Source organism: Thauera sp. AutoDN2, from assembly GCF_051280715.1.
In the GTDB taxonomy this organism is placed as follows: Bacteria; Pseudomonadota; Gammaproteobacteria; order Burkholderiales; family Rhodocyclaceae; genus Thauera.
In genome coordinates, this window is sequence record NZ_JBNCAR010000011.1 from 73,019 (window position 1) to 92,038 (window position 19,020).

Sequence of the window (19,020 nt, forward strand, 5' to 3'; positions counted from 1 at the left end):
GACCATGGATGCCAAGGATTACATCGGCAGTCTGTTCCTGAAGGAACTCGTCAAGGGCATGGCCCTGACCGGACGGCATTTCTTCCAGCGCAAGATCACGATCCAGTATCCGGAAGAAAAGACTCCGCAGAGCAACCGTTTCCGCGGTTTGCACGCCCTGCGCCGTTACCCGAACGGTGAAGAGCGCTGCATCGCGTGCAAGCTGTGCGAGGCCATCTGTCCGGCAATGGCGATCACGATCGAGTCCGCGCAGCGGGACGACGGATCGCGTCGCACCACGCGCTACGACATCGATCTGACCAAGTGCATTTTCTGCGGTTTCTGCGAGGAGGCGTGCCCGGTTGATGCGATCGTGGAGACGCGCGTGCTCGAGTACCACGGTGAGCAGCGCGGCGATCTCTACTACACCAAGCAGATGTTGCTGGCAGTGGGGGATCGTCACGAGGCGCAGATCGCCGCCGACCGCGAACAGGACGCCAAGTACCGCTAAGGGGAGGGCGCGCGAGCGCCACAGCCGAGAACATGGAATTCAAGACCTTCGTCTTCTACTTTCTAGCCGCGATCATGGTGTTCGCGGCACTGAAGGTGATCACCGCCCGAAATCCGGTGCATGCAGCGCTGTATCTGGTGCTGACTTTCTTCAACGCCGGCGGCCTGTGGCTGCTGTTGCAGGCAGAGTTCCTCGCCATCACGCTCGTCATGGTCTATGTGGGCGCGGTGATGGTGCTGTTCCTGTTCGTGGTGATGATGCTGGACATCAACCTGGACCGCCTGCGTGAGGGGTTCTGGAGCTATCTGCCGGTGGGGGCACTGGTTGGCGTGCTGATGCTCGTCGAGATGGTGATGATCCTCGGTGGGCCTTACTTCGGCCTGGACGCGATGCCGGCGCCTCCGGCCGCGGCCGAGACCTACAGCAACACGCGCGAACTCGGCCGTGTGCTCTACACCGACTACGTCTATGCCTTCGAGCTCGCTTCGCTGGTGTTGCTGGTGGCGATGGTGGCAGCGGTTGCGCTGACGCTTCGCAAGCGCAAGGGGCTGAAGTACATCCAGCCTTCCCAGCAGGTTTCGGTCACGCGTGAAGGTCGTGTCGAACTCGTGAAGATGCAGGCCGAGAAGCAGGACTGACATCGTAGCTGCGCAAAACAAGAACCGCACCTGCCGGGGGCAGGTGCGATCAGGGGGTCACTGATGCTTTCGCTTTCCCATTTCCTCATCCTGGGCGCGATCCTGTTCGCGATCAGCGTGGTCGGGATCTTCCTCAACCGGAAGAACCTGATCGTGCTTCTGATGGCCATCGAATTGATGTTGCTGTCGGTGAACATGAACTTTGTCGCTTTCTCGCATTACCTCGGCGATATCGCAGGCCAGGTTTTCGTTTTCTTCATCCTCACCGTCGCAGCGGCCGAATCCGCGATTGGCCTCGCGATCCTGATCGTGATGTTCCGCAGCATGCGCACGATCCATGTGGATGATCTGGACAGCCTCAAGGGTTAAGGAAGCGTCACGATGACGGACATGAAAGCACTTTATCTCCTCGTGCCGCTGGCGCCGCTGGCCGGCGCGATCCTTGCGGGCCTGTTCGGCAAGCAGATCGGCAGGGCGGGGGCGCACATCGTCACCATCCTCGGCGTGGCGATCGCATTCGTCGCCTCGGTGGTGATCTATCAGGACGTAGCTGCGGGGAATACCTTCAACGGCACGGTCTACACCTGGATGCAGGCGGGCGGCATCGACTTCGAGGTCGGCTTCCAGATTGATTCGCTGACCGTGATGATGATGCTGGTCGTCACCTTCGTATCCCTGATGGTGCATATCTACACGATCGGCTACATGTCCGAGGACCCCGGCTACCAGCGTTTCTTCAGCTACATCTCGCTGTTCACCTTCTCCATGCTGATGCTGGTGATGTCGAACAACTTCCTGCAGCTGTTCTTCGGCTGGGAGGCGGTGGGCCTGGTGTCCTACCTGCTGATCGGCTTCTGGTACGAACGTCCGACGGCCATCTACGCCAACATGAAGGCCTTCCTGGTCAACCGCGTGGGTGACTTCGGCTTCCTGCTCGGCATCGGTCTGATCGCGGCCCACACCGGCAGCCTCAACTACCAGGAAGTGTTCGCCCAGGCGCAGGCGCTTTCCGCGACCGAGATGGTTGTCACCGGCTGGCCGCTGCTCACCGCGATCTGCATCTGCCTGTTCATCGGTGCGATGGGCAAGTCGGCCCAGGTCCCGCTGCACGTGTGGCTGCCCGACTCGATGGAAGGCCCGACCCCGATCTCGGCGCTGATCCACGCCGCGACCATGGTTACCGCGGGTATCTTCATGGTGGCGCGGATGTCGCCGCTGTTCGAGCTCTCCGATACCGCGCTGTCCTTCGTGCTCGTCATCGGCGCCACCACCGCGCTGTTCATGGGTTTCCTTGGCATCGTGCAGAACGACATCAAACGCGTGGTCGCGTACTCGACGCTGTCGCAGCTCGGCTACATGACCGTCGCGCTCGGCGTGTCAGCCTACTCTGCGGCGGTGTTCCACCTGATGACGCACGCCTTCTTCAAGGCGCTGCTGTTCCTCGGCGCGGGCTCGGTGATCATCGGCATGCACCACGATCAGGACATGCGCAACATGGGCGGCCTGCGCAAGTACATGCCGATCACCTGGATCACCTCGCTGCTCGGTTCGCTGGCCCTGATCGGCTTTCCGTTGTTCTCGGGTTTCTATTCGAAGGACTCGATCATCGAAGCGGTGCATGCGTCCGAGATCGCAGGCTCCGGCTACGCGCTGTTCTGCGTGCTACTCGGCGTGTTCGTGACCGCGTTCTACTCCTTCCGCATGTATTTCCTCGTCTTCCACGGCGAGGAGCGCTTCGGCAAGGCGCATAACCACGCCCATCACGACCACCACGGCGACCATGACGACGAGGAGCCGTCGGCGGACCATCACCACGGTCTCGCGCCGGGCCAGAAGCCGCACGAGTCGCCCTGGGTGGTCACCGTGCCGCTGGTCCTGCTCGCCGTCCCCTCGGTGCTGATCGGGTTCTTCACCATCGATCCGATGTTGTTCGGCGGGTGGTTCAAGGACGTGATCTTCGTCGGTGACAACCACGCCGGCCTGAAGGAACTTGCGGCCAGCTTCCACGGGCCGGTCGCGATGGCGATCCACGGCCTGCAGACGGCACCGTTCTGGCTCGCGCTGGGTGGCGTTGCGCTTTCCTGGTTCTTCTACATGAAGCGCCCCGACATCCCGGCGGCGATCCAGCAGAAGTTCAAGCCGATCCACACCCTGCTGGAGAACAAGTACTACTTCGACCGCTTCAACGAGATCTTCTTCGCGGGTGGTGCGCGTGCGCTCGGCAAGGGCCTGTGGAAGGCCGGCGATCAGGGGCTGATCGACGGGGTCATGGTGAACGGCTCGGCGAAGCTGGTTGGCTGGGTCGCGCAGATGTCGCGCCTGTTCCAGACCGGCCATCTGTACCAATACGCCTTCATGATGATCATCGGCGTGTTCATCCTGCTCACCTACTGGTTCAACAAGGGTTGAGCGGCACATCCCGATGCCGAAACACATAACAAGATCGAACGCGCCGTGCGCGGCGCACTGAACGGAAAGCAACGATGACGGACATTCCTCTCCTCAGTCTGGCGATCTGGGTACCGATCCTCGGTGGCCTGCTGGTGCTCGCGACCGGCTCGGATCGCAATGCCCCGATGGCGCGCATGCTCGCTCTCGCGGTCGCGGTGGCTGGCTTCGTCGTGACGATTCCGCTCTATACGGGCTTCGACGTGACGACCAGCGCCATGCAGTTCGTCGAACTGACCGCGTGGGTGCCGCGCTTCAACATCAACTACCACCTTGGCGTTGATGGCCTGTCGGTCCTGTTCGTGATCCTCAATGCCTTCATCACCATCCTCGTGGTGGTCGCAGGCTGGCAGGTGATCCAGGACAAGGTAGCGCAGTACATGGCGGCTTTCCTGATCATGTCGGGCCTGATGAACGGCATCTTCTCTGCGCTCGATGGCGTGCTGTTCTATGTGTTCTTCGAGGCCTCGCTGATCCCCCTGTACCTCGTGATCGGCATCTGGGGTGGCGCGAACCGCGTGTACGCCGCAATCAAGTTCTTCCTCTACACGCTGCTCGGCTCCCTGCTGATGCTGATCGCACTGCTGTACCTGTTCATGCAGTCCGGTGGCAGCTTCAGCATCCTCGACTGGCACCAATTGCCGCTCCCGATCGAGCCGCAGATCCTGATTTTCCTCGCCTTCCTCGTGGCTTTCGGTGTCAAAGTCCCGATGTGGCCGGTGCACACCTGGCTGCCCGATGCACACGTCGAGGCGCCCACGGGCGGTTCGGTGGTGCTGGCGGCGATCGGACTGAAGCTTGGCGCCTATGGCTTCCTGCGCTTCTCCCTGCCGATCGTGCCCGACGCCGCGCAGCAACTGGCGCCGCTGGTGATCACGCTGTCGCTGATTGCGGTGGTGTACATCGGCTTCGTCGCCCTCGTCCAGGCGGACATGAAGAAGTTGGTGGCGTATTCGTCGATCTCGCACATGGGTTTCGTCACCCTGGGCTTCTTCATCTTCAACCCGCTCGGCGTGGAAGGCGCCCTGGTACAGATGATCTCGCACGGTTTCGTGTCCGGCGCAATGTTCCTCTGCATCGGTGTCCTGTACGACCGCATGCACTCGCGCCAGATCGCCGACTACGGCGGGGTGGTGAACACCATGCCGAAGTTTGCCGCCTTCTTCATGCTGTTTGCGATGGCCAACTCAGGGCTACCCGCCACTTCTGGCTTCGTGGGCGAGTTCATGGTGGTGCTCGGCGCGGTGCAATACAACTTCTGGATCGGCTTCGTTGCAGCCACGACCCTGATCCTCGGCGCGGCCTACTCGCTGTGGATGTACAAGCGCGTCGTTTTCGGCAAGGTTGCGAACAAGCATGTGGCCGAGCTCACCGACATCAACGGGCGCGAGTTCGCCTTCCTTGCAGTGCTTGCGTTCTGCGTGCTGGCGATGGGTCTGTACCCCTTCCCGTTCACCGAAGTGATGCATGCCTCGGTCAACGAACTCCTGCGGCATGTTGCCGTGAGCAAGCTCTGAGCGCTGCTTGGCGCTGGCGCAATAGAGACACTTAACGGACTGGTCAGAAGATGAATTTCGTCGTTCCCGACTTCTACCCCGCAGCGGCCGAGATCTTCGTTGCCGTGATGACGCTGGTGATCATGCTGGCGAGCACCTTCGCGCGCAGCATTGCACGCAACCTGTCCTACCTGTTGACGCAGGCGACGCTGATCGTGGCGGCCTTCATCACCATCTTTACGATGGATGGCGAAGTGGTCTACACCTTCAGCAATCTCTTCATCAGCGACCTGATGGGCGACTTCCTGAAGCTGATGATCTACGGCTCCACGGCCGTGGCGCTGCTGTACGGGCGCGGCTACATGGCCGACCGCAAGCTCGACAAGCCTGAGTACTACATCCTCGCGCTGCTGATGACCCTGGGCATGATGGTGATGGTTACCGCCAACCACATGCTGCCGATGTACATCGGCCTCGAGATGATGTCGCTCGCGCTGTACACGATGGTCGCCTTCGACCGCGATTCTCCGCGCTCGACTGAAGCGGCGATGAAGTACTTCGTGCTCGGTGCGCTCGCCTCCGGCCTACTCCTGTACGGGATGTCGATGGTGTACGGTGCCACCGGTACGCTCGAGTTCTCGGCCATTGCGCAGTCCCTGCACAACCAGACCGCCAATACCACGGTGCTGATGTTCGGCCTGGTGTTCCTGGTTGCGGGCATCAGCTTCAAGCTTGGTGTGGTGCCCTTCCACATGTGGGTTCCGGACGTCTATCAGGGCGCACCGACCGCGGTCACCCTGGTCATTGCAACGGCGCCGAAGCTTGCTGCGTTTGCGATGGCGGTGCGCCTGCTGATCTGGGCGCTGTTCGATCTCGCCCAGGAATGGCAGATGATGCTCATGCTGGTCGCTGGCGCCTCGATCGTGCTCGGCAACCTGGCCGCGATCGCGCAGCAGAACATCAAGCGCATGCTGGCGTATTCGGGGATCTCGCATATGGGCTTCGTGCTGCTGGGGCTGCTCGCCGGCGTAGTGGAAGGGGATCGCCAGTTCGCGCTCAACGCCTACAGCTCGGCGATGTTCTACGCGGTGGCGTATGTGATCATGAGCCTGGCCTCTTTCGGCATGGTCATCCTGCTGTCCCGCGCGGGCTTCGAGGCCGAAAACGTCGAAGACTTCAAGGGCCTGAACAAGCGCAGTCCGTGGTACGCGCTGATGATGTTGTTCGTCATGTTCTCGATGGCGGGCGTGCCCTTCTTCATCGGGTTCTTCGCGAAGCTGTCGGTGCTGCAGGCCGTTGTCGCTGCAGGGTATTTCTGGCTGGCGGTGCTGGCGGTGGTGATGTCGGTGATCGGGGCGTTCTATTACCTGCGCGTGGTCAAACTGATGTACTTTGATCAGCCCGTCGACGCTTCGCCCATCCGCGCGCCGGCCGAAGTTCGCGTCATGCTGTCGGCCAACGGCCTCGCAATCGCAGGGCTTGGCCTGATGCCGCAGATGCTGATGTCGGTATGCGCCTACGCGCTGCTCGCATCGCTCTGAACCTGACGTGAGCAACTCCGAGTCGAGTCTTTTTCTGCTGTTGGCCATCGCGTTCACGATGGCCAATCTGCCTTTTGTCTTCGAGCGCATCTTCTTCGTACGCAAGCCCGCTGCGGGCAAGCGCAAGGCGCTCGGGTGGAGCTTGGTCGAGCTCGTAGTGCTGTATGCCGCCCTCGGGGTGGCCGCGGCGCTGCTCGAGATTCGTGCGAACGGAAGCCTGTATGAACAGGGTTGGGCCTTCTACGTGACGACCTTCTGCATGTTCCTCGTCTTTGCCTTTCCAGGCTTCACGTACCGCCACCTCTGGCATCCTCCCCGGGCTGGACGCGCATCCGAATGAACGCGGGGCAGGCAGACGACCCGCTGGCCGAGCACACACTCGGTTCGGAGCCGGTGTTCGACGGACGTCTGCTTCACGTACGACGCGATCGTGTGCGTCTGCCCGACGGGAGCGACGCGATACGCGAGTACATTCGCCACCCGGGTGCTGTGGTGATTGTCGGTATGCTTGACAGTGGGCGGCTGCTCTTCGAGAGACAGTTCCGTTACCCGCTGCGACGTGCCTTTGTCGAGCTTCCCGCGGGCAAGCTGGATGCGGCGGAGCCGCCGCTCGCGTGCGCGTGCCGTGAACTGCGGGAGGAAACCGGCTACGAAGCCTCGACCTGGATTCACCTTGGGGTGATGCATCCCTGCATTGGCTATTCCGACGAGCGCATCGAGATCTTTTTCGCACATGGCCTGACACCCGGCTCAAGCGCGCTCGATGAGGGCGAGTTCCTCGAAGTGCTCGAACTGTCCATCGACGAGGTCGAGCGCCAGATCGATGCCGGCGAGATCACGGATGCGAAAACGATCACCGCCTTTTTCCGTGCCCAGCCGCTGATTCGCGCGTATCTTCCCGCATAGTCTGCTCGGGCCTCGGTTTCCCAGCGCAGTCTGCATCTCCGCTCACTCCACACGACCCGGTCGGATGGCGCCAGCCGTTCGATGCATGTCCCACCGTTCGAAATCATGAATACATCCATCCAGTCTTCCATCGGGATCGCGATCGCGCAGCTCAACCTGACCGTCGGTGATCTCGGCGGCAACGCGGACAGGATCATCGCGGCGGTCGGGCGTGCGCGCGCGGCCGGAGCGAGCCTGTTGCTGACCCCGGAACTCGCGCTCTCGGGTTATCCGCCAGAGGATCTGCTGCTTCGGCCCGATTTCTACCGTGCGTGCGCGCGCGAAATGCAGCGCATCGCTGACGCTGCAGTCGGCATCGTAGTGGTGCTAGGCCACCCGGTTGAGGAAGGGCTGCAACGTTTCAATGCTGCATCCGTGCTGTTCGAGGGGCGGGTGCTCGCGCGTTACCACAAGCGCCTGCTGCCAAACTACGAGGTGTTCGACGAGGAGCGTTACTTCCAGGCGGGTGACGAGACCTGTGTGTTCGAGTGGCAGGGCATTCGCTTCGGACTGAACATCTGCGCCGACGTGTGGGAGAGCGGCCCCGCCACCGCGGCGCGCGCGGCCGGGGCGCAGGTATTGCTCGCCCTGAACGCCTCGCCCTATCACATGGGCAAACAGGCGCTCAGAAGGCAGATCCTGCGCGAACGCGTGCGCGAGGCGGGATTGCCGGTGGTGTACTGCAACATGGTGGGTGGCCAGGACGAACTGGTCTTCGACGGGGCGTCCTTCGTTCTCGCGGCAGACGGTGAATTGGCGCATCAATCGGAGCCGTTCGAGGAGCAGGTCGACGTAGTGCGCTTCGACGGGGGAGGCTGGCAGGGCGGGCGCAGCGTCCCCGAATGTGGCTGCGAAGAGGAAGTCTACGAGGCGCTCAAGATCGGGGTGCGCGACTACCTGGGCAAGAACCGCTTCCCTGGGGCCATCATCGGGCTCTCTGGCGGAATCGACTCAGCCCTTACCCTGGCCATCGCGGTCGATGCGCTCGGTGCGGACAAGGTCCGGGCGGTGATGCTGCCCTCTCCTTACACCTCGCAGATGAGCTTGGACGATTCGCGCGAGATGGTTCGGCGGCTGGGCGTGCGTTACGACGAGATTCCGATCGAGCCTGCGATGAAGGTATTCGACGGACTGCTCGCATCCCAGTTTGCCGGACTGCCCGCAGATGCCACTGAAGAGAACCTCCAGGCGCGCATCCGCGGCATGATCGTGATGGCGCTGTCGAACAAGACGGGCGCGATCGTCCTCACCACGGGCAACAAGAGCGAGATGGCGACCGGCTATGCCACGCTCTACGGGGACATGGCGGGCGGGTTCGCGGTGCTGAAGGATCTCTACAAGACCTTCGTGTTCAGGCTGTCGAACTGGCGCAACACGGTGAGTCCTGTGATTCCGCAGAACATCATCGACCGTCCGCCGTCGGCTGAACTCAAGCCTGACCAGAAGGATCAGGACAGCCTGCCGCCCTACGAAATCCTGGATGCGATCATCCAGGCCTACATGGAGCGCGACCAGTCGCCGCGCGAAATCATCGCAGCAGGCTACCCCGAGGCCGATGTGCGGCGCACCGTCACCCTGCTCAAGCGCAACGAGTACAAGCGCCGGCAGGCGCCCGTGGGGATCCGGGTCACTCAGCGGGGCTTCGGCAGGGATTGGCGTTATCCGATAACATCGCGCTACCAGGACGAATACTGAGACGAGGAGGAGTGGATGAAGAAGATCGAGGCGATCATCAAGCCGTTCAAGCTGGACGAGGTGCGTGAGGGACTTTCAGAGGTGGGCATCACCGGCCTCACTGTCACCGAGGTGAAGGGTTTTGGTCGGCAGAAGGGCCATACCGAGTTGTACCGCGGCGCCGAATACGTGGTCGACTTCCTTCCCAAGATCAAGGTCGAGGTGGTGCTCGCCGATGACATGGTCGACCAGGCGGTGGAGGCGATCGTCAAGGCCGCGCACACGGGCAAGATTGGTGACGGAAAGATCTTCGTCACGCCCGTGGAGCAGGTGATCCGCATCCGTACGGGTGAAACCAACGAGGCGGCCATCTAGGTCTTACGGGTCTTAGCGCTCCGCCGGCACGCTGATCTGGTGTTGCCGGCGCCCGGGCGGGGTAGGTGTGGAGCGGCGAGTGCCGGTCCCTGCTCAGCGCGGCGCGGCGTTTTGCGCCCTGAGGAGCACCAACAGCGCTCCACCGCCTCCGTCGTGCGGGCCGGCTTGGCAGAAGGCGAGGATCTCCTCGCGCTGCGCGAGCCACCCACGCGAGAGTTGCTTCAGGATTGAGACCTTCCCCGGGGAGCCGTGTCCTTTTCCGTGGATCACGCGGATGCAGCGTTTTCCCTGGCTCAGCATGTCGTGCAGAAAATGTGCGAGCGCCGACCGAGCCTCATCGCGGGTGAGGCCATGCAGGTCGATCTGCCCCTGCAGCACCCAACGGCCGCGGCGCAGGTCTGTGAGCACCCGGCGTGGCAGGCCCGTGCGCAGGAAAGCGGCCTCTTCGCCCATGTCGAGGCGGTCTTCGAAGGTCAGGGGCGCAGCGAGCGTTTCGCTCAGTGCGGCACGCTCGTCTTCCTCGCGCTTGAGCGGGGCCGGTAAGGGCGCGGGTTTGGCCAGTTCGACACGGTTGGCTTGATCCAGAGGTTTCGCCTCGCCGATCACGGTGCGAAAGAGCGCAGCCGGGTCATGCAGGTCGGCATCGGCAGGCAGCACCAGCGCGTCGGGTCGCAAGGCCGGGCCCGCGTGCGGACGGTCCCGCTCATGGTGGCGCCGTGGCGTGTCGAGCACCACGCGGCCGCTGTCGCGCAGGGGCATCACGCCTTCATAGGCGAGCTGCAGCGGGTCCTGCCTGCGCGCGCCTGCGGGGCGGTCCGTTGGTGCATCCTCTTCGACGACGCGTGGGCGAGGAACTGGCGCGGGGCGGGCACCCTGAACCTCGACCCGCCCGCCAGTCCGTACTGGACGGACCGGTCCAACTGCCTTGCGAAAGGCTTCCAGCTCCGCAGCGTCGCATACCGCAGCCGGGCCCTCGCGGTCAGGGGGCGCGTCGGCCGGTGCGGAGGGCTTGCCCGGCGTCGTCTGCGCCGTCGCGGGTCGTTCCTCGGAGGACGGCTGAGTACGCGGCTGAGTATGCGGCTGGGCGCGCAACTGCTTGCGCAGGTCGGCAAAGGGCGCATTGAGCGCCTTTGTGCTCGCGGCGGGGACTTCCCCTCCACGCCCCTTGCGCGACTTACCGGATGCTGCTGCGCCCTTGCGGCTCACCCGGGTGCCTCAGCCGCCCAGGGCGTCGAGGTAACGCTCGGCGTCGAGCGCTGCCATGCAGCCGGTCCCGGCCGAAGTCACGGCCTGGCGATAGATGTGATCCTGCACATCACCGGCGGCAAAGACACCGGGAATGCTGGTCTGCGTGGCATTGCCGTTGCGCCCGCCCTGGGTGACGATGTAGCCGCCCTCCATCTCCAGCTGCCCCTCGAAGATATCGGTGTTGGGCTTGTGGCCGATCGCGATGAACACGCCCTGCAGGGCGACGTCACGGGTGGCGCCGGAGTTGACCTCCTTGATGCGCATGCCGGTCACGCCGCTGTTGTCGCCCAGCACCTCGTCGAGCGTGGTGTTGAGCGCGAGTTCGATCTTGCCGGCCGCGACCTTCTCCATGAGCTTGTCGATCATGATCTTCTCGGCGCGGAACTTCTCGCGTCGATGCACGAGCGTGACCTTCTTCGCGATGTTGGCGAGGTAGAGCGCTTCCTCGACCGCGGTATTGCCGCCGCCGATCACTGCCACTTCCTGGTTGCGGTAGAAGAACCCGTCGCATGTCGCGCAGGCCGACACACCCCGCCCGGAGAACTTCTCTTCGGAGGGCAGGCCAAGGTACTTGGCGGTCGCCCCGGTTGCGATGATCAGGGCATCGCAGGTGTATTCGCCGTTGTCACCGATGAGGCGGAACGGGCGCTCGCCCAGCTTCACCGTGTGAATATGGTCGAAGATCATCTCGGTGTTGAAGCGCTCGGCGTGCTTCTGAAACCGCGCCATCAGGTCGGGCCCCATCACGCCGTCGGCGTCAGCGGGCCAGTTGTCGACCTCGGTGGTCGTCATCAGTTGCCCGCCCTGGGCGAGGCCGGTAATGAGCACCGGATTCAGATTTGCGCGCGCTGCATACACTGCGGCGCTGTAGCCGGCCGGGCCAGAGCCGAGGATGAGCAGGCGGGCGTGCTTGTTCGTCATGGGGGCTTTCCTGCGGGTTGGGGTGAAGTGCGTGATTATAGCCGAGCGTCGGGACCCTCCCGAGGTACGGAAGGGCTTGATCCGCAAGGTTCGGCGGATTGGGTCGCCGATAATGAAAGCTTGCACGGAGGCGTGCGTGTGACGAATATCACACCTGCTCCTCGCGACGGCTTGCATTCGATTACAATCGGATGCCCGTTGTCGGGGACGGGACATACACCGCAAACCGGAGTACGCATGACGCAAGCCACCGCCGTTTCCGTGGTCGCACTCAAGACCATCCCCTTGTTCCAGGGACTGTCCGACGACGCGCTGGGCACCATCGCCCGTGTGGCGATGATGCGACGTTTCCCGCGCGGGCAATCGGTCGTCTGTGCTGGTGACCGGTCCGACTACGTTTATCTGGTGCTGACCGGCAGCCTCAAGGTCGTTGTCAGCGACGAGGATGGTCGTGAAGTCATCCTCTCGATCCTGGGGCAGGGTGAGCTCTTCGGCGAAATGGGCATGTTCGACGAGCGCCCGCGTTCGGCGTCGGTGATCGCGGTCGTTCCTGCGGATCTGGTGCTGATCTCGAAGCAGGATTTCCGCCGCATCCTGCACGACAGCTTCGATGTGTCGTGGCGAATCATGTGCAACCTGGCCGAGCGGCTGCGCAACGCCGACCGCAAGATCGAAAGCCTTGCCCTGATGGACGTCTATGGGCGGGTCGCGCGGCTGCTCATCGAGATGGCCGAAATCGTCGGCGCCGAGACGGTGGTGGTGCGCAAGGTCTCGAAGCAGGACATTGCCAAGATGATCGGCGCCTCGCGTGAAATGGTCAGCCGGGTGATGAAGGATCTTGGTCAGCAAGGACTGATCGAGGAACGGCCCGATGGCATCGTGCTGCGCGACCGTATCAACGATCTCTGAGCTGCGACGGGCGTGTCAGGGCGGGGCAGGGGTTCTCGTCTGCACTATGACGCCTTTGTGAGCAGCCGCAACATCGGGCCTGGATGAGACGGTCGATCCCGTATAATCCCGGGGTCTCTCCAAGCCATCCCGGTGCCCCGATTCGATGTTGTCCCGCTCGTCTTCCCGTTCGCAGCCGTTGCCGGAAAAGATCTCCTTGCTGTTGCAGGAGGCACGCTGGCTCATCCTCGGGGTGATGTCGCTCTACGTCGGACTGATCCTGATCGGTTACAACCAGGCTGACCCAGGTTGGTCGCATGCCTCGGATGTGGCCGGGGTGTCCAACCCCGGCGGGCGCTTCGGAGCCTGGCTCGCCGACCTGCTGCTGTATCTGTTCGGGGTCTCGTCCTGGTGGTGGGTCGTCTTCCTTGGCTACAGCCTGCTTTGGGGCTTTCGCCGCATCAAGAACCAACTTGAGCTCGACCGCCGTTCGTTCGCCTTCGTCATGGTCGGGTTCCTCGTTGTGCTGCTTGCAAGCAGCGCGCTGGAGTTCCTTCGTTTCCATTCCCACGGAGCGGCCGTTCCGCTCGAGCCCGGTGGACTGCTCGGCATGGAGATCGGGCGCGCCACGCAGCGCTACTTCGGCTTCACCGGGGGGACACTGCTTCTCCTGACCCTCCTTGCCACGGGGCTTTCGGTATTCACCGGAGTCTCCTGGATTGCGGTGGCGGAGCGCACGGGGCTCGGGCTCGAACAACTGGTGGTCGGTACCCGGCAGGCATGGCTGAGCTGGCAGGACCGGCGCATGGGGCGCGAAGTTGCGCAGAAGCGCGAAGCCGTGGTGCAGACCCGTCGTCGCAAGGTGGAGAAGGAGGCGCCGGCGCCCTTGCGCATCGAGCCTGCGGTCGTGGCGGTGGTGCGATCGGATCGCGTCGAGAAGGAGCGTCAACAGACCCTGTTCGAGGACGCCCCGGAGGGCATGATTCCACCCGTGGGGCTGCTTGACCCGGCAAGCGGCGGTGTCGAGCCGCCTTCGGCCGAATCGCTCGAGTTCACTTCCCGCCTGATCGAGACCAAGCTCGCCGACTTCGGCGTGGAGGTCAAGGTGCTTGCCGCCTATCCCGGCCCGGTGATCACCCGCTACGAGATCGAGCCAGCCACCGGAGTGAAGGGCAGCCAGGTGGTGAACCTCGCCAAGGATCTCGCCCGAGCGCTGTCCCTGGTGTCGATCCGCGTGGTCGAGACCGTGCCCGGCAAGTCGTGCATGGCGTTGGAGTTGCCGAACCCGAAGCGACAGATGGTGCGCCTGTCGGAAATCGTCGGTTCCAAGGTTTATCAGGATGCACATTCGCCGCTCACCGTAGTGCTCGGCAAGGACATCGGCGGTCAGCCGGTGGTGGCAGACCTCGCCAAGATGCCGCACCTGCTTGTGGCCGGCACCACCGGCTCGGGCAAGTCGGTGGGCATCAACGCGATGATCCTGTCGCTGATCTACAAGAGCGAGCCCGAGCGCGTGCGGCTGATCATGGTCGACCCGAAGATGCTCGAACTCTCGATCTACGAGGGCATCCCGCATCTGCTCGCCCCCGTCGTCACCGACATGAAGCACGCGGCCAATGCGCTCAACTGGTGCGTGGCCGAGATGGACAAGCGCTACAAGCTGATGGCTGCGGTGGGCGTGCGCAACCTGGCCGGTTTCAACAAGGCGGTGCAGGAGGCACGCAAGGCCGAGAAGCCCCTCACCAACCCGTTCTCGATCAGCCCGGAGAACCCTGAGCCGCTCGAGCAGCTGCCCTATATCGTGGTCGTGGTCGACGAGTTGGCCGACATGATGATGGTGGTCGGCAAGAAGGTGGAAGAACTCATCGCTCGCCTCGCGCAAAAGGCGCGTGCCGCCGGCATCCACCTCATCCTTGCCACCCAGCGCCCCTCGGTGGACGTGATTACGGGCCTGATCAAGGCCAACGTGCCAACGCGAATCGCTTTCCAGGTGTCGAGCAAGATCGACTCGCGCACCATTCTCGACCAGATGGGTGCGGAGACCCTGCTCGGCATGGGCGACATGCTTTACCTTGCGCCCGGGACGGGGCTGCCTGTGCGGGTGCACGGTGCATTCGTCGCGGACGACGAGGTGCACAAGGTGGTCGATCACCTGAAGAAGGCCGGTCCGCCCGATTATGTCGAAGGCATCCTGTCGGCGTCCGAGGACGAGCTCGACGGCATGGCCGGTGGGGGCGAGGGCGATGCCGATGGCGAAGCCGACCCCCTTTACGATCAGGCAGTCGAAGTCGTGGTGAAGACGCGGCGCCCGTCCATCTCGCTCGTGCAGCGACACCTGCGCATCGGCTACAACCGCGCCGCACGCCTGATCGAGCAGATGGAGCGGGCCGGGCTGGTGTCGCCGATGGGCAGCAATGGCAACCGTGAAGTGATCGTTCCCGCAAAGGACAGTGAATGAAGACCGGCTACCGCTTCTCCGGCGCGCTCGCGAGTGCTGCGCTGCTTGTCTCCATGGCAGGCCTTGCCTTTCCGGCGTTTGCCGCCGATGGCATCGCACAGCTGCAACGCTTCGTCTCCGCCGTTCAGGGTGCCGAGGGCGAGTTCGAGCAGGTGGTGACCAGCCAGTCGGGACGGCGCCCGCAGGAAGCGAGTGGCAGCTTCGCGTATTCGCGCCCCGGGCGCTTCCACTGGGAGTACGCCACACCCTACCGGCAGGTGCTCGTGGGTGACGGGCGCTCGCTCTGGTCCTGGGACCCGGACCTCAACCAGGTCACGGTGCGAGAGATCGGCGACGCACTGGGCGCGACACCGGCCGCAATCCTGTTCGGCAGCACGGTGCTCGAAGATGGCTTCGAGCTCGCGGAGGGCGGAGAGCTCGATGGTCTGGCCTGGGTCGATGCGCGTCCGAAGAACCAGGAGAGCGGCTTCGAGGCCCTGCGCATCGGTATGGCGAATGGCGAATTGCGACGCATGGAGATGCGTGACCACTTCGGGCAGACGACCGTGATCCGGTTCCTTCGCCTGCGCGCCAACCCGGTGTTCGATGAAGACCGCTTCCGTTTCTCGCCGCCGCCCGGCGCCGATCTGATCGGCGAAGCGCCGGGCGTCACGCGCTGAACCGGCGCGCATGAGCGATCTTTTCGACGCGCTCGAGCCGCCGCGCGTCCCGCTGGCGGAGCGCATGCGCCCGCAAACGCTGGACCAAGTCGCGGGGCAGGCGCATCTGCTCGGCCCCGGCAAACCGCTGCGCCTGGCCTTCGAAGCCCGCAGACCGCACTCGATGATCCTGTGGGGTCCGCCGGGCGTGGGCAAGACCACGCTCGCGCGGCTGATGGCGGACGGCTTCGATGCGGAGTTCGTGGCACTCTCGGCGGTGTTTTCCGGCGTCAAGGAAATCCGCGAGGCCATCCAGCAGGCTCAGGCGGCGAAATCGAGAGGGCGGCATACGATCCTTTTCGTCGACGAGGTGCACCGCTTCAACAAGGCCCAGCAGGACGCCTTTCTGCCCTATGTCGAGCAGGGGCTGGTGACGTTCATCGGTGCCACCACCGAGAACCCGTCCTTCGAGGTGAACTCGGCCCTGCTGTCACGGGCGGCGGTGTACGTGCTGGAGTCGCTCGATGCGGCTGCGATGAGGCTGCTGTTTGAACGTGCGCACGCGATGGCCTGCCCGGACCTCGTGTTCGAGGACGACGCGCGCGAGCGCATTGTCGGCTTTGCCGATGGCGATGCCCGCCGGCTTATGAACCTTGTTGAACAACTCCAGGTGGCCGCCCAGACCGCGGGAGCCGATACGATCACTGCTGCTTTTGTCGACGCTGCGCTGTCGCGAGATTTGCGCCGCTTCGACAAAGGCGGCGAGGCCTTCTACGACCAGATCTCGGCACTGCACAAGTCGGTGCGTGGCTCGAGCCCCGATGCGGCCTTGTACTGGCTTTGCCGCATGCTGGACGGTGGGGCAGATCCGCTGTATCTGGGGCGGCGCATCGTTCGCATGGCAATCGAGGACATCGGCCTTGCCGATCCTCGTGCCCTCGAGATTGCGCTCAACGCTTGCACTACGTACGAACGGCTGGGGTCGCCCGAGGGCGAACTCGCGCTGGCGGAGGCGACCCTGTTCCTCGCCTGCGCCGCAAAATCGAACGCGGCCTACAAGGCCTACAATGCCGCCCGCGCCTTCGTCGCACGCGATGGCTCACGCCCGGTGCCGCTTCATCTTCGCAACGCTCCCACCAAGCTGATGAAGGCGCTCGAGTACGGCAAGGCCTATCGCTACGCGCACGACGAACCCGACGCCTACGCCGCGGGCGAGAATTACCTCCCGGAAGGCATGACGCCACCCGGCTGGTACGCGCCCGTGCCACGCGGCATGGAGCTCAAGATCGCCGAAAAGCTCGCCCGTCTCCGCGAACGCGATGTGGCCGCATCCGCAAAGGCAACAGGAACGAGGCCCGGCCAAGGTGTCGGTCAGGCCTCGCCGAAAGGGCCGCCTCGTGGAAACGAGCCGGACGAGGAGCCCTAATGGGGGAGTGGGTGATCCTGCATGAAGCGGGCGCAGACCTTGGCAGCGCGCTCGGCCTTGCCGTTATCGCCGCACGCGTTGGCACGCTCGATCAGGTCGAGCATGAAATTGGTCAGCACCATGACGCCCTCCGGCGTTTGCACCATGCCGCAGCACACCTGCGCGGCGGCTGCATCAGGAATGTCCTCATGTTCTGCGATGAGAGCGATCTCTTCCTCGGTCAGGTCGCAGTAGTCGAGACAGTCGCGAATCGATAGCATGCCGAACTCCTCCAATGATGTGCCGTCTGTTGCGGCTTCATATCTCCTTCAAGGATAGTTGACGTTCCGGCGGCTGCAAGTTCGATACATCTTGCCCTGCAGTGCTCCGGTTCCGATTGCCCAGTTTTATCCAGGCCCGGGTCAGACGACCCCTTCAGGCGCATAGAGTCATTTGAAAACAGATGCTTGCAGAGCACACGCTGCCTCCGCTTCTGCAGCATCGAGAGTATTCGTTTCGCAACGTTCAGGATCCGATTCATGCTAGACATCCAGTTACTCCGTACCCAGCTCGACACCGTCGCCGCCCGTCTCGCCACCCGTGGCATGACGCTGGATACCGCCGCTTTCCAGGCGCTTGAGGATGAGCGCAAGCAGCTACAGACCCGCACGCAGGAACTCCAGGCTCGCCGTAATGCGCTGTCCAAGCAGATCGGCATGCTGAAGGGCAAGGGTGAGGATGCGTCGGCAGTGATGACCGAGGTGGCTCAACTGGGGGACGAGCTCAAGGCTTGCGAGCAGGCGCTTCCGCCCTTGCTCGAGCGCATCAATGCCTTCCTGGCCACGCTGCCGAACCTGCCGCAGGAAGATGTCCCGATTGGGGAGGACGAGCACGGCAACGTGGAAGTGCGCCGTTGGGGCACGCCGCCCACCTTTGACTTCGAAGTGCGCGATCACGTGGATCTTGGCGCGCCCCTCGGACTGGATTTCGAAACCGGCGCCAAGCTTTCGGGCTCGCGTTTTGCCTTCCTGCGCGGCCCGGTGGCGCGTCTGCATCGCGCCCTCGCGCAGTTCATGCTCGATACGCACACCCGCGAGCACGGGTACACCGAGTGCTACACGCCCTACATCGTCAATGGCTCGGCGCTGTTCGGTACCGGACAGCTGCCCAAGTTCAAGGAAGATCTGTTCTGGGTGCTGCGTGGCGGCGACGAGGAGGGGCTCGAGCAGTACCTGATTCCGACCGCGGAGATCACGCTCACCAACAGCGTACGCGACGACGTGCTCGCGCTGGACCAGTTGCCGATCCGCCTGACTGCGCACAGTCCCTGCTTCCGCTCCGAGGCGGGCAGCGGCGGACGGGATGTACGCGGAATGATCCGCCAGCATCAGTTCGACAAGGTCGAGATGGTGCAGATCGTGGAGCCGTCGAAGAGCAATGAGGCGCTCGAGCAGATGGTTGGGCACGCGGAGGCGATCCTGCAGAAGCTCGAGCTGCCGTACCGCGTGATCACCCTGTGCACCGGAGACTTGGGCTTCGGCGCGGCGCGGACCTACGACCTCGAGGTCTGGCTACCGGCGCAGGATACCTACCGCGAGATCTCCAGTTGCTCGAACTGCGAATCCTTCCAGGCCCGTCGCATGCAGGCCCGCTTCAAGAATGCGCAGGGCAAGAACGAACTGGTGCACACGCTCAACGGTTCCGGCCTTGCTGTCGGGCGCACCCTGGTTGCGGTGCTGGAGAACCATCAGCAGGCGGACGGGTCGATCGTGATCCCGAAGGCGCTTGTGCCCTACATGGGTGGTGTGGAGCTGCTCGAAGCGCCACTCTGACCTTCGGCGGCGTTCATGCGCAT

Annotated in this window: 18 protein-coding genes; 15 read left to right on the plus strand and 3 right to left on the minus strand. The window is 63.5% G+C overall.

The features are described 5' to 3' along the window. The first annotated feature begins 4 nt into the window (after positions 1-4). From nuoI to ACPT9U_RS08715, 10 genes are all read left to right on the plus strand, one after another. Complete coding sequence (nuoI, locus tag ACPT9U_RS08670) at positions 5-490, plus strand: NADH-quinone oxidoreductase subunit NuoI (RefSeq protein WP_435750614.1); 486 nt, start codon at positions 5-7, stop codon at positions 488-490. Between the two features lie 32 nt (positions 491-522). Then, complete coding sequence (locus tag ACPT9U_RS08675) at positions 523-1,128, plus strand: NADH-quinone oxidoreductase subunit J (RefSeq protein ID WP_418362817.1); 606 nt, start codon at positions 523-525, stop codon at positions 1,126-1,128. Between the two features lie 63 nt (positions 1,129-1,191). Then, the gene (gene nuoK, locus ACPT9U_RS08680) at positions 1,192-1,497 is read left to right on the plus strand and encodes an NADH-quinone oxidoreductase subunit NuoK (RefSeq protein WP_002926502.1); all 306 of its coding nucleotides are present in this window, start codon (positions 1,192-1,194) and stop codon (positions 1,495-1,497) included. Positions 1,498-1,509: 12 nt separating this feature from the next. Then, positions 1,510-3,537 (plus strand): NADH-quinone oxidoreductase subunit L, encoded by a 2,028-nt coding sequence (gene nuoL / locus ACPT9U_RS08685; RefSeq protein ID WP_435750615.1) that lies wholly within the window; start codon positions 1,510-1,512, stop codon positions 3,535-3,537. A 74-nt stretch (positions 3,538-3,611) separates the two neighbouring features. Then, complete coding sequence (locus tag ACPT9U_RS08690) at positions 3,612-5,093, plus strand: NADH-quinone oxidoreductase subunit M (RefSeq protein WP_418362815.1); 1,482 nt, start codon at positions 3,612-3,614, stop codon at positions 5,091-5,093. A 50-nt stretch (positions 5,094-5,143) separates the two neighbouring features. Next, positions 5,144-6,613 (plus strand): NADH-quinone oxidoreductase subunit NuoN, encoded by a 1,470-nt coding sequence (gene nuoN / locus ACPT9U_RS08695; RefSeq protein ID WP_435750616.1) that lies wholly within the window; start codon positions 5,144-5,146, stop codon positions 6,611-6,613. 7 nt (positions 6,614-6,620) lie between these two features. Further along, positions 6,621-6,953: a DUF2818 family protein gene (locus tag ACPT9U_RS08700; RefSeq protein WP_435750617.1), complete on the plus strand. Its 333-nt coding sequence runs from the start codon at positions 6,621-6,623 to the stop codon at positions 6,951-6,953. After that, complete coding sequence (locus ACPT9U_RS08705; protein ID WP_435750618.1) at positions 6,950-7,519, plus strand: NUDIX domain-containing protein; 570 nt, start codon at positions 6,950-6,952, stop codon at positions 7,517-7,519. The genes ACPT9U_RS08700 and ACPT9U_RS08705 overlap by 4 nt, the downstream gene beginning before the upstream one ends. A gap of 105 nt (positions 7,520-7,624) precedes the next feature. Then, positions 7,625-9,253 carry an NAD+ synthase gene (locus ACPT9U_RS08710; RefSeq protein WP_435750619.1) on the plus strand — a complete coding sequence of 543 codons (1,629 nt, stop codon included), beginning with the start codon at positions 7,625-7,627 and terminating at the stop codon, positions 9,251-9,253. A gap of 15 nt (positions 9,254-9,268) precedes the next feature. Next, entirely contained in the window at positions 9,269-9,607 is a 339-nt protein-coding gene (locus ACPT9U_RS08715) for a P-II family nitrogen regulator (RefSeq protein WP_418362810.1), read from the plus strand. A 93-nt stretch (positions 9,608-9,700) separates the two neighbouring features. On the opposite strand, the gene ACPT9U_RS08720 is transcribed toward ACPT9U_RS08715, so the two are convergent. Together ACPT9U_RS08720 and trxB are read right to left on the minus strand one after the other, a co-directional pair. Then, complete coding sequence (locus ACPT9U_RS08720; RefSeq protein WP_418362809.1) at positions 9,701-10,813, minus strand: Smr/MutS family protein; 1,113 nt, start codon at positions 10,811-10,813, stop codon at positions 9,701-9,703. A gap of 9 nt (positions 10,814-10,822) precedes the next feature. Continuing rightward, complete coding sequence (gene trxB, locus ACPT9U_RS08725) at positions 10,823-11,776, minus strand: thioredoxin-disulfide reductase (RefSeq protein ID WP_418362808.1); 954 nt, start codon at positions 11,774-11,776, stop codon at positions 10,823-10,825. A gap of 237 nt (positions 11,777-12,013) precedes the next feature. On the opposite strand from trxB, the gene ACPT9U_RS08730 reads away from it, so the two are divergent. The 4 genes from ACPT9U_RS08730 (at position 12,014) to ACPT9U_RS08745 (ending at position 17,186) form a co-directional block, all read left to right on the plus strand. Then, positions 12,014-12,685 (plus strand): Crp/Fnr family transcriptional regulator, encoded by a 672-nt coding sequence (locus ACPT9U_RS08730; RefSeq protein WP_418362807.1) that lies wholly within the window; start codon positions 12,014-12,016, stop codon positions 12,683-12,685. 145 nt (positions 12,686-12,830) lie between these two features. Continuing rightward, positions 12,831-15,122 carry a DNA translocase FtsK gene (locus tag ACPT9U_RS08735; RefSeq protein ID WP_418362806.1) on the plus strand — a complete coding sequence of 764 codons (2,292 nt, stop codon included), beginning with the start codon at positions 12,831-12,833 and terminating at the stop codon, positions 15,120-15,122. Further along, positions 15,119-15,781 carry an outer membrane lipoprotein chaperone LolA gene (gene lolA / locus ACPT9U_RS08740; RefSeq protein WP_435750620.1) on the plus strand — a complete coding sequence of 221 codons (663 nt, stop codon included), beginning with the start codon at positions 15,119-15,121 and terminating at the stop codon, positions 15,779-15,781. Before ACPT9U_RS08735 ends, lolA begins: the two co-directional genes overlap by 4 nt. Positions 15,782-15,791: 10 nt before the next feature. Next, positions 15,792-17,186 (plus strand): replication-associated recombination protein A, encoded by a 1,395-nt coding sequence (locus ACPT9U_RS08745; protein WP_418362804.1) that lies wholly within the window; start codon positions 15,792-15,794, stop codon positions 17,184-17,186. On the opposite strand, the gene ACPT9U_RS08750 is transcribed toward ACPT9U_RS08745, so the two are convergent. Further along, positions 17,183-17,446, minus strand: coding sequence for a hypothetical protein (locus tag ACPT9U_RS08750; protein WP_418362803.1), 264 nt, complete (start codon positions 17,444-17,446; stop codon positions 17,183-17,185). The two genes, ACPT9U_RS08745 and ACPT9U_RS08750, sit on opposite strands and share 4 nt — an antisense overlap. A 258-nt stretch (positions 17,447-17,704) precedes the next feature. Here ACPT9U_RS08750 and serS point away from each other — a divergent pair, with 258 nt between their 5' ends. After that, the gene (serS, locus tag ACPT9U_RS08755; RefSeq protein ID WP_435750621.1) at positions 17,705-18,997 is read left to right on the plus strand and encodes a serine--tRNA ligase; all 1,293 of its coding nucleotides are present in this window, start codon (positions 17,705-17,707) and stop codon (positions 18,995-18,997) included. The last annotated feature ends 23 nt before the right edge of the window (positions 18,998-19,020 follow it).

Bases quoted from the DNA above. Each gene is read 5' to 3' on its own strand.
- nuoI (WP_435750614.1), top strand. From the start codon at position 5: ATGGATGCCAAGGATTACATCGGCAGTCTGTTCCTGAAGGAACTCGTC.
- ACPT9U_RS08675 (WP_418362817.1), top strand. From the start codon at position 523: ATGGAATTCAAGACCTTCGTCTTCTACTTTCTAGCCGCGATCATGGTG.
- nuoK (WP_002926502.1), top strand. From the start codon at position 1,192: ATGCTTTCGCTTTCCCATTTCCTCATCCTGGGCGCGATCCTGTTCGCG.
- nuoL (WP_435750615.1), top strand. From the start codon at position 1,510: ATGACGGACATGAAAGCACTTTATCTCCTCGTGCCGCTGGCGCCGCTG.
- ACPT9U_RS08690 (WP_418362815.1), top strand. From the start codon at position 3,612: ATGACGGACATTCCTCTCCTCAGTCTGGCGATCTGGGTACCGATCCTC.
- nuoN (WP_435750616.1), top strand. From the start codon at position 5,144: ATGAATTTCGTCGTTCCCGACTTCTACCCCGCAGCGGCCGAGATCTTC.
- ACPT9U_RS08705 (WP_435750618.1), top strand. From the start codon at position 6,950: ATGAACGCGGGGCAGGCAGACGACCCGCTGGCCGAGCACACACTCGGT.
- ACPT9U_RS08710 (WP_435750619.1), top strand. From the start codon at position 7,625: ATGAATACATCCATCCAGTCTTCCATCGGGATCGCGATCGCGCAGCTC.
- ACPT9U_RS08715 (WP_418362810.1), top strand. From the start codon at position 9,269: ATGAAGAAGATCGAGGCGATCATCAAGCCGTTCAAGCTGGACGAGGTG.
- trxB (WP_418362808.1), bottom strand. From the start codon at position 11,776: ATGACGAACAAGCACGCCCGCCTGCTCATCCTCGGCTCTGGCCCGGCC.
- ACPT9U_RS08730 (WP_418362807.1), top strand. From the start codon at position 12,014: ATGACGCAAGCCACCGCCGTTTCCGTGGTCGCACTCAAGACCATCCCC.
- ACPT9U_RS08735 (WP_418362806.1), top strand. From the start codon at position 12,831: ATGTTGTCCCGCTCGTCTTCCCGTTCGCAGCCGTTGCCGGAAAAGATC.
- lolA (WP_435750620.1), top strand. From the start codon at position 15,119: ATGAAGACCGGCTACCGCTTCTCCGGCGCGCTCGCGAGTGCTGCGCTG.
- ACPT9U_RS08745 (WP_418362804.1), top strand. From the start codon at position 15,792: ATGAGCGATCTTTTCGACGCGCTCGAGCCGCCGCGCGTCCCGCTGGCG.
- ACPT9U_RS08750 (WP_418362803.1), bottom strand. From the start codon at position 17,446: ATGCTATCGATTCGCGACTGTCTCGACTACTGCGACCTGACCGAGGAA.
- serS (WP_435750621.1), top strand. From the start codon at position 17,705: ATGCTAGACATCCAGTTACTCCGTACCCAGCTCGACACCGTCGCCGCC.